The organism is Streptomyces ortus (genome assembly GCF_026341275.1).
In the GTDB taxonomy this organism is placed as follows: Bacteria; Actinomycetota; Actinomycetes; order Streptomycetales; family Streptomycetaceae; genus Streptomyces; species Streptomyces ortus.
Genome location: NZ_JAIFZO010000002.1, coordinates 4,653,534 through 4,666,495, shown reverse-complemented (window position 1 = coordinate 4,666,495; position 12,962 = coordinate 4,653,534). Strand labels below are relative to the sequence as shown.

Annotated in this window: 11 protein-coding genes; 3 read left to right on the top strand and 8 right to left on the bottom strand. The window is 71.4% G+C overall.

Features of this window, described 5'->3' with window-relative positions; genetic code table 11:
* Window positions 1-42: 42 nt before the first annotated feature.
* The 7 genes from K3769_RS24005 to K3769_RS23975 all read right to left on the bottom strand — a co-directional run bounded on the left by K3769_RS24005 (window position 43) and on the right by K3769_RS23975 (window position 7,257).
* Window positions 43-1,728 (bottom strand): ICP22 family protein, encoded by a 1,686-nt coding sequence (locus tag K3769_RS24005; protein WP_267028416.1) that lies wholly within the window; start codon window positions 1,726-1,728, stop codon window positions 43-45.
* Entirely contained in the window at window positions 1,725-2,393 is a 669-nt protein-coding gene (locus K3769_RS24000) for a SigE family RNA polymerase sigma factor (protein ID WP_267028415.1), read from the bottom strand. The genes K3769_RS24005 and K3769_RS24000 overlap by 4 nt, the downstream gene beginning before the upstream one ends.
* Window positions 2,394-2,751: 358 nt before the next feature.
* Window positions 2,752-3,807, bottom strand: coding sequence for an aspartate-semialdehyde dehydrogenase (locus tag K3769_RS23995; protein ID WP_267028414.1), 1,056 nt, complete (start codon window positions 3,805-3,807; stop codon window positions 2,752-2,754).
* A gap of 94 nt (window positions 3,808-3,901) precedes the next feature.
* On the bottom strand, window positions 3,902-5,176 hold the full coding sequence (locus K3769_RS23990) for an aspartate kinase (RefSeq protein WP_248778541.1): 1,275 nt from the start codon (window positions 5,174-5,176) through the stop codon (window positions 3,902-3,904).
* Between the two features lie 289 nt (window positions 5,177-5,465).
* Window positions 5,466-6,125, bottom strand: coding sequence for a DUF5063 domain-containing protein (locus K3769_RS23985; protein ID WP_267028413.1), 660 nt, complete (start codon window positions 6,123-6,125; stop codon window positions 5,466-5,468).
* A gap of 80 nt (window positions 6,126-6,205) precedes the next feature.
* Window positions 6,206-6,805: a recombination mediator RecR gene (gene recR / locus K3769_RS23980; protein ID WP_107018120.1), complete on the bottom strand. Its 600-nt coding sequence runs from the start codon at window positions 6,803-6,805 to the stop codon at window positions 6,206-6,208.
* 110 nt (window positions 6,806-6,915) lie between these two features.
* Window positions 6,916-7,257, bottom strand: a complete 342-nt coding sequence (locus tag K3769_RS23975; protein WP_267028412.1) for a YbaB/EbfC family nucleoid-associated protein — start codon at window positions 7,255-7,257, stop codon at window positions 6,916-6,918.
* Window positions 7,258-7,641: 384 nt separating this feature from the next.
* Here K3769_RS23975 and K3769_RS23970 point away from each other — a divergent pair, with 384 nt between their 5' ends.
* Complete coding sequence (locus K3769_RS23970; RefSeq protein WP_267028411.1) at window positions 7,642-8,382, top strand: SLATT domain-containing protein; 741 nt, start codon at window positions 7,642-7,644, stop codon at window positions 8,380-8,382.
* 146 nt (window positions 8,383-8,528) lie between these two features.
* Here K3769_RS23970 and K3769_RS23965 read toward each other — a convergent pair whose 3' ends face one another.
* A complete protein-coding gene (locus K3769_RS23965; RefSeq protein ID WP_267028410.1) occupies window positions 8,529-10,394 on the bottom strand; it encodes a serine/threonine-protein kinase in 1,866 nt (621 codons plus the stop codon).
* Window positions 10,395-10,616: 222 nt separating this feature from the next.
* Here K3769_RS23965 and K3769_RS23960 point away from each other — a divergent pair, with 222 nt between their 5' ends.
* Window positions 10,617-11,975: an aspartate aminotransferase family protein gene (locus K3769_RS23960; protein WP_267028409.1), complete on the top strand. Its 1,359-nt coding sequence runs from the start codon at window positions 10,617-10,619 to the stop codon at window positions 11,973-11,975.
* Between the two features lie 205 nt (window positions 11,976-12,180).
* Window positions 12,181-12,939, top strand: coding sequence for a GntR family transcriptional regulator (locus tag K3769_RS23955; RefSeq protein WP_267028408.1), 759 nt, complete (start codon window positions 12,181-12,183; stop codon window positions 12,937-12,939).
* Window positions 12,940-12,962: the final 23 nt, after the last annotated feature.

Genomic DNA, 12,962 nt, shown 5'->3' with positions numbered 1-12,962 from the left:
GGCCCTGGCCCGGACCCGGGTCGCAGCCCGGGCCCGTCGTGATCAGGAACCGGCCAGCACGCCGGTCCGGTAGACCGTCCCGGCACACGCGTTGGACACGGTCATCGCGGTCGCCGCGGCGCCGCCCTCGGCCGTGTAGGACACGCTGACGCTGCCGTCGACGGTCCCGTCGGCCCGCATGAGCTGGGTGTCCACGCCGTTCGTGCCCTCGGAGGCCGTACCGCCGCTGGCTCCCGTGGGGTCCGCCGTGGGGGTCGGGTCGGGCGTGGGTTCCCCGCCGCCGTTGCCGCCGCTGGTCGGACAGGTCGAGGAGGGCACCCAGGCGAACCGCACGTTGTACGTCCCGCCCGGCGGCAGCACCAGGGAGGAGGCGTAGGTGGACGGGTCGGGCAACCCGGCGGCGGCGTCGCCCGCCATGTGCATGGCCGTCATGAGCTGGGACTGGTCCGCGGCGCCCATCGCGGTCGTGGTCACCGAGCCGCCGCCGACGACCGAACAGCTGGCGGTCGAGACATTGGTGACCGTGAAGGTGCCGTAGACCGCGCCGGTGGCGTCGGGTGTGCCACCCCCGGCGACGGCCGTGAGCTGGCCCGGCGTACAGATCGAGGCGACCGCGCTGGAGCTCGTGGGCTGGGCGCCCCCGGTGCCGCCGCCTCCCTTGCCCTTATCGGTCTTGTCCTTCTTGTCGCCCTTGCCGGAGCCCTTGGACGAGCCGCCGGAACCGCCGGAACCGCTGCCCGAGGAGGATTCCTTGCTCGCGCCGCCCTGGGTGGCCGAGGAGTTGCCGACCACGGACGGGTCGGCGTTGGAGCCCGTGGAGTTCGAGACGTGGACGAGGGCCGGGACCGCCGTGCCGATGAAGAGCGCGGCGGCTGCCATGCCGACGACGGCCTGGCGCTTGCGTGCCCGCCTGGCCGGTACCGCGCGCCGCAGGTGGTCCAGCGTGCCGTCGGACGGCTCGATCTCCTCGACGGCCGAGTGCAGCAGGCGTCGCAGGGCCAGTTCGTCGGAGCCGAAACCGTCCGGTGCCGGTTCGCCGGCACCGAGGCCGATGCCATCGGTTCCGGGGCCGTCGGCTCCGGGGCCGTCGGCTCCGGGGCCGTCGGCATCGGAACCGCCCGCCGCGCCTCCGGACTCCGAGCCGATGGACTGCGTACCCGCAGGCTTCGTACCCGCAGGCTTCGTACCCGCAGGCTCCGTACCCGCCGACTCCGTACCGGCAGGCTCCATACCCGAGTCGACCGAGCCGCCCGAGTCGCCCGAGTCGTTCGACCCGCCGACGTCTTCCGAGCCGTTCGCCGACTTCTTCGGGGCCGAAGCGAGAGATGCGACCTCGGTCGGCGCGTCGGCGGAAGCCTTCTCCGGCGGGCTGCCCACGGCCTCGACCTCAACCTTGGCCTCGGCCTCGACTTCGGCCGGCGCCGTGTCCGACGAGCCGTCCGACTCCTCCGGCTCGGCCGACTCGACCGGGTCAACCGGATCGGCCGACTCGCCCGGGTCGGCCGGATCGCTCGGGTCGGCCGGATCGCTCGGGTCGGCCGGATCGCCGGGGGCGGTCGCCGGGGTGTCCGACAGGTGGCCTTCCGTGTCCGTGTGGCCCGACCCTTCCGGGCCCGAGTTCTGCGAGGGGCCGTGATTCACAGTTCCGTTCCCAGCGTGCTGCTCTTGCTCGTCGTCGCCGTGGCGACCGTGCTCGTCGTGGCGTGCTCGCTCGTCGTGCCCGCTCATACCGGCGCCTCCATGGCGACGCGCAGCGCGGCGATGCCACGCGACCCGTACGCCTTCACGGAGCCCAGGGAGACACCGAGGGTCTCGGCGACCTGCGCCTCGGTCATGTCCGCGAAGTACCGCAGGACCAGGACCTCGCGCTGGCGCCTCTGGAGCCCCTTCATCGCCTTGATCAGGGCGTCGCGCTCCAGCTGGTCGTACGCGCCCTCCTCCGCGCTCGCCATGTCGGGCATCGGCTTGGAGAGGAGCTTGAGGCCGAGGATGCGCCGGCGCAGGGCGGAGCGCGAGAGGTTGACCACGGTCTGGCGCAGGTAGGCGAGCGTCTTCTCCGGGTCACGTACGCGCTTGCGCGCCGAGTGCACCCGGATGAAGGCCTCCTGGACGACGTCCTCGCAGGACGCGGTGTCGTCGAGGAGGAGCGCCGCGAGGCCGAGGAGCGACCTGTAGTGGGCGCGGTAGGTCTCGGTGAGATGGTCGACGGTGGTGCCGGCCGCCAGGGCCTCGTCAGCGCCTTCACGCTGATTCGGGATGCGGGCCGACCGCGCTGCGGGCATGGGGGCGATCACCGGCATGCCGCCGCCGGACGCGCCGGACGTGCGGGGTCGGCGGGGCGGACGGAGGGCAGTGCCCCGCGTCGCCACAGTGAATTCGAGAACCTCAGCCACGCCAGTTGGACACGCGTCCCCCCGTCGGGGTTGTACGCGACAGGCATCACGTTTGCGGCGGACCTCGTGCCGGACCGTGCGCTAAGTGTCCTCATACGTAAAAGCCCATCCCCTATGCCCCATATGAACGTGGCGTCCGGTCACCCCTGAAGGGCGACCGCAAAGACGCTCCCCGCCCTCCGCGCGGTTGCGGAGAACGGGGAGGGAAATCTTCGGGCGCCAGAGGTTTGGTTCCTGTGGTCCGGACCACAGCTTCGGCCACGATCGAACCATAGAAGTCGCACAGATCCTACAAAACATTCAACTTACGATCAGCGAATTCCCCGCCCCGGGCCGCTCCCGAGGGCTCCGGTGCAGGTCAGGGCCGCAGTTCGGCCGCCACCAGCTCCGCGATCTGCGCGGTGTTCAGAGCGGCGCCCTTGCGCAGATTGTCCCCGCAGACGAAGAGCTCCAGCGCCGTCGGGTCGTCAAGGGCCCGGCGCACCCGCCCGACCCAGGTGGGGTCCGTACCGACCACGTCGGCCGGTGTCGGGAACTCCCCCGCCTCCGGATTGTCGAAGAGCACCACCCCGGGCGCTGTGGCGAGGATCTCCCGCGCCCTGCCCACCGTCACCTCGCCCTGGAAACGGGCGTGGACGGTCAGCGAGTGCGTGGTGACGACCGGCACCCGGACGCAGGTGACGGCGACCGGGAGGTTCGGCAGGCCGAGGATCTTGCGGGACTCGTCCCGCACCTTCATCTCCTCCGAGGACCAGCCGTCCTCGCGTACGGTCCCGGCCCACGGCACCACGTTGAGCGCCACCGGCTCCGGGAACGGCCCGGTGTTGTCGCCCACGGCCCGCCGTACGTCACCGGGGGTCGTCCCCAGTTCCGTACCGGCGACGAGCTTGAGCTGCTGCCGCAGTGTGTCGACGCCGCGCTGCCCGGCCCCGCTCACCGCCTGGTACGAGGAGACCACCAGCTCGCGCAGCCCGAACTCGGCGTGCAGCGCGCCCAGGGCCACGATCATCGACAGGGTCGTGCAGTTGGGGTTGGCGACGATGCCGCGCGGCCGGACGCGGGCGGCGTGCGGATTGACCTCGGGCACCACGAGCGGCACCTCGGGGTCCATCCGGAACGCGCCCGAGTTGTCGACCACGACGGCGCCCTTGGCGGCGGCCACCGGCGCCCAGTGTCCGGCCACCTCGTCGGGTACGTCGAACATGGCGACGTCGACCCCGTCGAAGGCCTCCTCCGTCAGGGCCACCACCTCGACCTGCTCGCCGCGCACGGCCAGCTTGCGGCCGGCCGAGCGCGGTGAGGCGATCAGGCGGATCTCGCCCCAGATGTCCGCGTGCTGGGACAGGATCTGGAGCATGACCGTGCCGACGGCTCCGGTCGCGCCCACGACCGCGAGCGTCGGCCGCCCGGTCATCGCCGCACGCCTCGTCGTACGCCTCGCCGCACGCCGTGTCGTATGCCTCGACGTACGCCTTCGTACGAGGGGACGGAGGGGACGGAGGGGACGGTCATCGTCCGGTGCCTCCGTAGACGACGGCCTCGTCGCTGTCGGAGTCGAGCCCGAAGGCGCTGTGCACGGCGCGCACGGCTTCGTTGACGTCGTCCTGGCGGGTCACGACCGAGATGCGGATCTCGGAGGTCGAGATCAGCTCGATGTTGACGCCCGCGTCGGACAGCGCCTGGAAGAACGAGGCGGTGACGCCCGGGTTGGTCTTCATACCCGCGCCGACCAGGGAGATCTTGCCGATCTGGTCGTCGTAGCGCAGCGACTCGAAGCCGATCGCACCCTTCGCCTTCTCCAGGGACTCGATGGCCTTGTGGCCCTCGGCCTTGGGGAGGGTGAAGGAGATGTCCGTGAGGCCCGTGGAGGCCGCGGACACGTTCTGCACGATCATGTCGATGTTGATCTCGGCGTCCGCGATCGTCCGGAAGATCACCGCGGCCTCGCCCGGCTTGTCCGGGACGCCGACGACCGTGATCTTGGCTTCGGAGATGTCGTGCGCGACTCCGGAGATGATGGCGTGCTCCACCTGCGCGTCCCCTTGCGGATTCTCGTTGCTGACCCAGGTGCCGCGCAGTCCCGAGAAGGACGAGCGGACGTGGATCGGGATGTTGTATCGGCGTGCGTACTCGACGCAGCGGTGCAGCAGCACCTTGGAACCCGAGGCGGCGAGCTCCAGCATGTCCTCGGAGGAGATCCAGTCGATCTTCCGGGCCTTCTTCACCACGCGCGGGTCGGCGGTGAACACACCGTCGACGTCCGTGTAGATCTCGCAGACCTCGGCGTCGAGCGCGGCGGCGAGGGCGACGGCCGTGGTGTCGGACCCGCCGCGCCCCAGCGTGGTGATGTCCTTCTTGTCCTGGCTGACGCCCTGGAACCCGGCGACGATCGCGATGTTGCCCTCGTCGAGCGCCGTCCTGATGCGGCCCGGCGTGACATCGATGATGCGCGCCTTGTTGTGGACGGAGTCGGTGATCACGCCCGCCTGGCTGCCGGTGAAGCTCTGCGCCTCGTGGCCCAGGTTTTTGATCGCCATGGCCAGCAGCGCCATGGAGATCCGCTCTCCGGCCGTCAGCAGCATGTCGAACTCACGCCCGGCAGGGATCGGGGATACCTGCTCGGCGAGATCGATCAGCTCGTCCGTCGTGTCACCCATCGCCGACACCACGACGACGACCTGGTGGCCGTCCTTCTTGGCGTCGACGATTCGCTTGGCGACACGCTTGATGCCCTCGGCATCGGCTACGGAGGAACCTCCGTACTTCTGCACGACAAGGCCCACGTGCGCTCCTCGCTCAGTCCGTCCCGTACCGCACGACTGCGGTCGGCTCAGTCTAACGAGCGGCCGAATTCCACCCGAGTGGTATCGCATCGTGAGATGTCCCGCTCACGTGTTGATCACCCGGTCCGGTCGGGCCCGGTCGTACGGTCCGCCGATCGGTCGGCTCCCGCAGTCCGGCCCTCCGGCCGCTCCAGGACCGCATCTGCCCGTCCCGGACGCACCTCACTCGCAAAGTGCCCCTCGTCACACGGCCGGAGCGATATGTCCGCGCGAGAAGGGGCACGACACGTTACTTGACCTCGCGCAGACCCAGCGGACCCGCGATCTCCTCCGCCATCACCCGGCCCGCCTCCTCCGCGAGGGCGTCCTCGCTGAGGTCCTGGTCGGTGTCCAGGCCGTCCAGCTCCTGGAGGGGCTGGTTCAGCCGGACGTGCGCGACCAGGGACTGCAGGGCGCGCAGGGTTGCCGAGGCGGTGGAGCCCCAGTTCGAGAAGTAGGAGAACTGCCACCACCACATGGCCTCGGTGGTGCGGCCGGCGCGGTAGTGCGCCATGCCGTGCCGCAGATCCGCCATGACATCGGCCAGGTCGTCCGAGATACGGGCCGGGACCGGGGGCTTGCGGGGCTCGTACGGGTCGAAGACCTCGGAGTAGACGTCGACCGGGTCGAGCATCTCGGCGAGGCGCTCGCGCAGCTCGTCGACGTCCGGCTCGGGGCCCAGATCGGGCTCGTACCGCTCGTCGGGAAGGATGTCCTCGTGCGCACCGAGACGGCCGCCGGCCAGCAGGAGCTGGGAGACCTCAAGGAGCAGGAAGGGGACGGCCGAGTCCGGCTCGTCGCCTCTCGCGACCTCGGTCACCGCGACGAGGAAACTCTCGATCTGGTCCGCGATCTGGACCGAGAAGTCGTCGGGGTCGGGATCGGTCGCGTGCAGCGTGGCGTCAGACATCTAGGAGCCGGCCTTCCTCAAGAACTTCGTCCCATACATCAAACAGTTGTTCATCAACCAGTCGTTCATCAACCAGTCGTTCAGACATCGAGCAGGCGCCTTCCCTCGAAGGCGCGTCCCAGGGTGACCTCGTCGGCGTACTCCAGGTCGCCGCCCACCGGCAGCCCGCTCGCGAGGCGGGTGACCTTGAGGCCCATGGGCTTGATCATGCGGGCGAGATAGGTGGCCGTGGCCTCGCCCTCCAGGTTCGGGTCGGTGGCCAGGATCAGCTCCGTGACCGCGCCGTCCGCGAGCCGGGCCAGCAGCTCCCTGATCCGCAGGTCGTCCGGGCCCACCCCCTCGATGGGACTGATCGCGCCGCCGAGGACGTGATACTTGCCCCGGAACTCGCGGGTCCGCTCGACGGCGACCACGTCCTTCGGCTCCTCGACCACACAGATGACCGAGAGGTCGCGGCGCGGGTCGCGGCAGATGTTGCACAGCTCCTCCTGCGCCACGTTCCCGCAGGTGGCGCAGAAGCGGACCTTCGCCTTGACCTCCATGAGGCACTGCGCGAGCCGGCGGACGTCCGTCGGCTCCGCCTGGAGGATGTGGAAGGCGATCCGCTGCGCGCTCTTGGGACCGACGCCGGGCAGCCGCCCCAGCTCGTCGATGAGGTCCTGGACCACGCCTTCGTACACGGATTGCCTTCCTGTTCCCACGGACTCGGTACGTACCGTAGTCGCGCTTGCTCTCTTCGTACGTACGGTAGTTGGCGGCCGGTCTTCTTAGAAGGGACCGCCGGGTTGACTTAGAACGGCAGGCCGGGGATGCCGCCGCCACCGAGCCCCTGGGTCAGCGGGCCGAGCTTCTGCTGCTGGAGCGCCTGGGCGTTCTCGTTGGCCGCCTGGACCGCCGCCACGATCAGGTCGGCGAGGGTCTCGGTGTCCTCGGGGTCGACGGCCTTCGGGTCGATGACCAGGCCGCGCAGTTCGCCCGAGCCCGTCACCGTCGCCTTCACCAGGCCGCCGCCCGCCTGACCGTCGACCTCGGTGCGCGCCAGCTCCTCCTGGGCGTTCGCGAGGTCCTGCTGCATCTTCTGGGCCTGCTGGAGCAGCTGCTGCATGTTGGGCTGGCCACCACCGGGAATCACGATCAGCTCCTGGTTCGTACGGCTGTGAGTACTGCGGTGAGTACTGCTTTCGGATACGGCTTGCGAGTACGGCTTTCGAGTACGGCTTTCGGGCGTGAATTCCGCCTTGGCACGAGCCTACGTGGTCTGTGGGGCCGTCGCCCCAGCACTCTTTCGAGTGAGAGGGCAGGTTGGCCTGTACCTGATCAGGGCCCACATCCGAGCGGAAAAGCCGCGAAAGCAGGACTGCCTCCGTCCGGGGGGAGGTAGGAAGGGGGCGGCGCAACCGCAAGCGCAACAGCAACCGCGACCGCAACCGCAACCGCGTCCGCACCATGCGCCACGCATCACGCATCACGCATCACGCAGTCACGCAGTCACGCAGTCACAACAAGGGAGCGTCGGGTGAGCCAGCCGGACATGCAGCCCGACGGGCCGGCCCCGGGCGGCCGGGGCGACGGTTTGGTGGAGCCCGGCGAGCTGATGGGGCGGGTCTTCCCGCTCGGCGACTGGGGCGAGCCGGCCGAGCGGCTGGACGAGCTCTACCGGTGGGTGGAGGCGGGGGCCCTCGCCACCGCGTCCTGGTACCTCACCGACCGGGTGTGGAAGCGGCGAGGAGCGCGCGCCCTGCGCGCCGGGGCCGCCGCGGGGGCCCTCGCCGGGGCCGGGCTGCCGCTGCTGGATCTCGCCGGGGTGCTCGGCGGTGGTGCGAGCTGGGGATATCTGGCGCTGCTGGTGGCGGTCGCCTGTGTGGCGGGCGACCGCTTCTTCGGGGTGACCTCGGGGTGGATGCGGGACGTGGCGACCGCGCAGGCCGTGCAGCGGCGGTTGCAGGTACTTCAGTTCGACTGGGCGTCCGAGTGCGTGCGGGAGGTGCTCGGGCCGGCCGAGGGGACCGCGGGGGAGGCCGCCGAGCGGTGTCTCGGGGTGCTGCGGCGGTTCTGCGAGGACGTGACGGAGCTGGTGCGGGTGGAGACCGGGGACTGGATGGTGGAGTTTCGGGGTGGGGTGACTCCGTCGGTGCTTCGGGTGGGGGCGGCGGGCGGGGGTGGGGGAGCGCGGGATTCCGTTGCGGGCGGGCGGCCGGTGGTTCCTCCGGGGGCTCGGCCGAACATGCCGCGGCAGCGGCCTCCTGAGGCGCGATAGGGGTTTCCTCGCCCCCGCCGCCCCTACCCTCCCCCACTCTCGGCTTCGCTCGACCGGGGGGACCCCCATCGTCCACGCATGGGGGCTGCGTGCGCCCCCTCGCCCCCTGATCGCGCTCCGCGCTCGTCCTCAAACGCCGGACAGGCTTACTGCTTCGTGTACGTCAGTGCGTCGCCGTTGTTCGTGTTCACTCGGCGTAGGCGGCCGTCCGGGAGGAGGGTCAGTTCCGTGTCCGCGCCAGGTGTGCAGGACGTGGCCGGTTCGCCGACCGTGACCTCCGACGGGCCGATCCGCAGCGGACCTCCCTCGCTCGGGGTCTCGGCGAGTGCCGCCCGGAACACGCAGTGGTACGTGCCGCCGTCCGCCGTGAGCGAGAGGACCGTGGCGCCCACCTCGCCCTGCCGGATGGTGAGTTGACGGGTGTTGCGGCCCGTGGCGTTGTCGATGGACGCGGTCCAGGTGCCGAGGTATCCCGTGGGGATCGCGCCGTCCGCCGGCGTCTCCTTCCCCGTGGTCGGCGGCTGCGTCGAGGGCTTCCCTGTGGACGGGCCGGGGGTGGGCGCGCCCGTCGTCCGGGACGCGCGGGGGTCGGCGCCCGCCTTGCCGTCCCCGTTGCCCTTCATGAGCGCGTACACGGACGCGCCCGCGCCGAGCGCGACGACCAGTGCCACCACGATCAGCACGGCGGTGGAACGGCCGTTCCTGCGCGGCGGCTCCGGTTCCGGCTGCGGCGCGAAGCCCCCGCCGTACGGAGGTGTCGGACCGTACGGAGGTGTCGGGCCGTACGGAGGTGTCGACCATGCGCCGGGCCGGGGGTGTTGCTGGGGGTAGCCGTAGGCCGGGTGGAGGGGGCCCGGGGCCGGGGTGCGCGCGGGCGGGGCGGGCGCCGTCATCGTCGGGAGGTGATCGGCGCGGGCGCCCGCCGGCGGGTCCGGGACGGGCAGGGACGAGGCGTCGGGGGTGGGGGCGTGTTCCGGGGAGGCCGTGGGTGGGGGTGCGGAAGGGGGTACCTGGGCAGCGGGCCGGGCGGATGCGGATGCAGGTGGAGGGGCCGGAGTCCTTTCGTCCTCTGTCGTCGGGCGGGGTGCGACCTCCGGGTCCTCCGAGTCCAGCAACCGCACCGCGTGGCGGCCCAGTTGCGCCACCAGCATCCCCGGCAGCCAGGGGTCGCGGCTGCGGCCGTCCGCGACGGTGTCCTCCGCTCCCGTGCGCTCCAGGATGTCGTCCAGCGTCGGGCGGGAGGCGGGGTCCTTGCGCAGGCACTGGCGGACCAGGTCGGCGATGCCCTCCGGCACCCCTTCCAGGTCCGGTTCCTCCTGCGCGATACGGAACATCAGGGCGTGCGCCCCGCTGTTGGCCGCGCCGAAGGGAAGGACGCCGGTGGCGGCGTACGACAGGACCGAGCCGAGGCAGAAGACGTCGCACGCGGGCGTGACCCGGTCGCCGCGGACCTGCTCGGGGGCCATGAAGCCGGGCGAGCCGACGAGCGCCCCGGTACGGGTGAGGCCGCCGTCGGTGACCGACTCCAGGGCGCGGGCGATACCGAAGTCGATGACGCGCGGGCCGTCGATCGTGACGAGGACGTTGGACGGCTTGAGGTCGCGGTGGATCAGTCCGGCCGCGTGGATGTCCTTGAGCGCGTGCGCGAGGCCGGCCGCGAGGATCCGTACGGAACGTTCCGGGAGGGCGCCGTGGTCGTGGCCGACGACCTCCTGGAGCGAGGGCCCCGCCACATAGCCGGTGGCGACCCACGGGACCGCCGCCTCGGTGTCCGCGTCGAGCACCGGCGCCGTCCAGTGGCCGCCCACGCGCCGGGCCGCCCGCACCTCCCGGCGGAAGCGCGCGCGGAACTCCTCCTGCTCGGCGAGTTCCTGGCGGACGAGTTTGACCGCGACAGTCCTTCCGCGGTCGGAACGCGCCAGATACACCTGGCCCATACCGCCCGCACCCAGCCGCGCCAGCAGCCGGTACGCGCCGATCCGGTGCGGATCCGCAGGTCCGAGTTTCTCCATCGAAACGCCGCCCTCCCCCGTGCATGTGCGACAGCCAGCCTGAGGATAGTGCGGCGCGACGGAGGGGCGGCAGGGGCGGCGTCCACGGTTCGGCAACAGGGGTACGGGTTCCCGTAACAGGGGTAGGGGTTCCGCACACACGACAACCTGTCGCTTTCGGGGCCGCACCGCAGACAGGACGCCGATGTCGCGCCCGCGCCCCGGACACCTACGCTCGGGCGCATGACCCCTCAGCCCCATCCCCAGGCCGGCGCCGCCGTGAAGGCCGCGGACCGTGCGCACGTGTTCCACTCCTGGTCAGCGCAGGAGCTCATCGACCCGCTCGCCGTCGCCGGCGCGGAGGGGTCCTACTTCTGGGACTACGACGGCAAGCGGTACCTGGACTTCGCCAGCGGCCTCGTCTTCACCAACATCGGCTACCAGCACCCGAAGGTCGTCGCCGCGATCCAGGAGCAGGCCGGGAAGCTGGCCACCTTCGCGCCCGCGTTCGCCGTCGAGGCCCGGTCGGAGGCGGCGCGGCTGATCGCGCGGCGGACGCCGGGCGACCTGGACAAGATCTTCTTCACCAACGGCGGGGCCGAGGCCGTCGAGAACGCCACCCGGATGGCCCGGCTGCACACCGGCCGCCCGAAGGTGCTGAGCGCGTACCGCTCGTACCACGGGGGCACCGCCGCCGCGATCAACCTCACCGGCGACCCGCGCCGCTGGCCGAGCGACAGCGGGACGGCCGGGGTCGTGCGCTTCTGGGCGCCCTTCCTCTACCGCTCCCCCTTCCACGCCGAGACCGAGCGGCAGGAGTGCGAGCGCGCGCTCCAGCACCTCGCCGACACCATCGAGTTCGAGGGTCCGGCGACCATCGCCGCGATCATCCTGGAGACGATCCCGGGCACGGCCGGGATCATGATCCCGCCCCCGGGTTACCTGGAGGGCGTCCGCGCGCTCTGCGACGCGCACGGCATCGTCTTCGTCCTGGACGAGGTCATGGCCGGCTTCGGCCGTACGGGGAAGTGGTTCGCCGCCGACCACACCGGTGTCGTACCGGACCTGCTGACCTTCGCGAAGGGCGTGAACTCGGGGTACGTGCCGCTCGGCGGTGTCGCCATCTCGGGCGCGATCGCCGACACGTTCGCCCGGCGCCCGTACCCCGGTGGCCTCACCTACTCCGGGCACCCGCTCGCCTGCGCCGCCGCCGTCGCGACCCTGAACGTGATGGAGGAGGAGGGCGTCGTCGAGCAGGCCGCCCGGATCGGCGAGAGCGTCCTCGGCCCCGGGCTGCACGAGCTGGCGCGGCGCCACCCGAGCGTCGGCGAGGTGCGCGGCACCGGTGTCTTCTGGGCCCTGGAGCTCGTACGGGACAGGGAGACCCGTGAACCCCTCGTCCCCTACAACCCGCAGGGCGAGGCCAACGCCCCCATGGCCGCCTTCGGTGCGGCGGCCAAGGCCCACGGGCTGTGGCCCTTCACCAACATGAACCGCACCCATGTCGTGCCGCCGTGCAACATCACGGAGGCGGAGGCCAAGGAGGGTCTGGCCGCGCTGGACGAGGCCCTGTCCGTGGCGGACGAGCACACGGCCCGATGACGCTCCGGCAGCGGGACCGAGAGGCGTCGCAGGAGGAGTGAAAAGGGTAGGGGAAGGGGGTGCGGGAGGGGGTCCGGCAGAGGGGTGTGACGCAGGACTCCCGCAATCCGGTCGGCCCGACATCGAACGCGTAAGGTGACTGGCTCGTAGACATGGGCGAGTACTTATTCGCAAGTACTTATTCGATGGGGGAAGGACCCGGACGATGCGCGGCACCGGCAGTGGCGGCGGCAAGGGGGCCGTCACCCGCAGCACCCTGCGGCAGCAGATCGCCGACGCGCTGCGCGACGAGGTGCTCGCCGGGCGCCTCCAGCCGGGCAAGGAGTTCACGGTCAAGGAGATCGCCGAGCAGTACGGCGTCTCCGCGACCCCCGTCCGTGAGGCCCTGGTCGACCTGTCGGCGCAGGGCCTCCTGGACGCGGACCAGCATCGCGGGTTCCGCGTCCACGAGTACTCGCTGAGCGACTACCGGGGCATGATCGAGGCCCGCAGCCTCGTCACGGAGAGCATCTTCCACGGGCTGCTGGACGCGACCGCCACCACCACCCGGGGCGCCCGGGCCGCGCTCGCCACCCGCACCGACGATCCGCGCACCTCCGCCGCGCTCGCCGGGGTGCGCCGCCGCGGCGAGGAGGCGGAGCGGGCCGCCGCCGCGGGCGACCTGAACATCCTGATCGGCTACGACCTGCGCTTCTGGCGCGAGCTGAGCATCCTGTTCGGCAACCCCTACCTCGCCGACTTCCTGCACCGGCTGCGGGTCCAGTCCTGGGCGTGCGCGGTCCAGCACCTGCGCCTGATCAAGGATCTGCGCGGCCACCTGTGGGCCGAGCACACCGACCTCGTCGACGCCCTCACGCGGCGGGACGCCCCGGCGGCACACGAGATCGTCGCGGCGTACAACACCCACTCGCTGGCACTCATCGAACTGCTGGCACAGGGCTCGGAACCGCCGCCGCAGGGCTGAGAGCCGCGGGCCCGGGGGCCGGG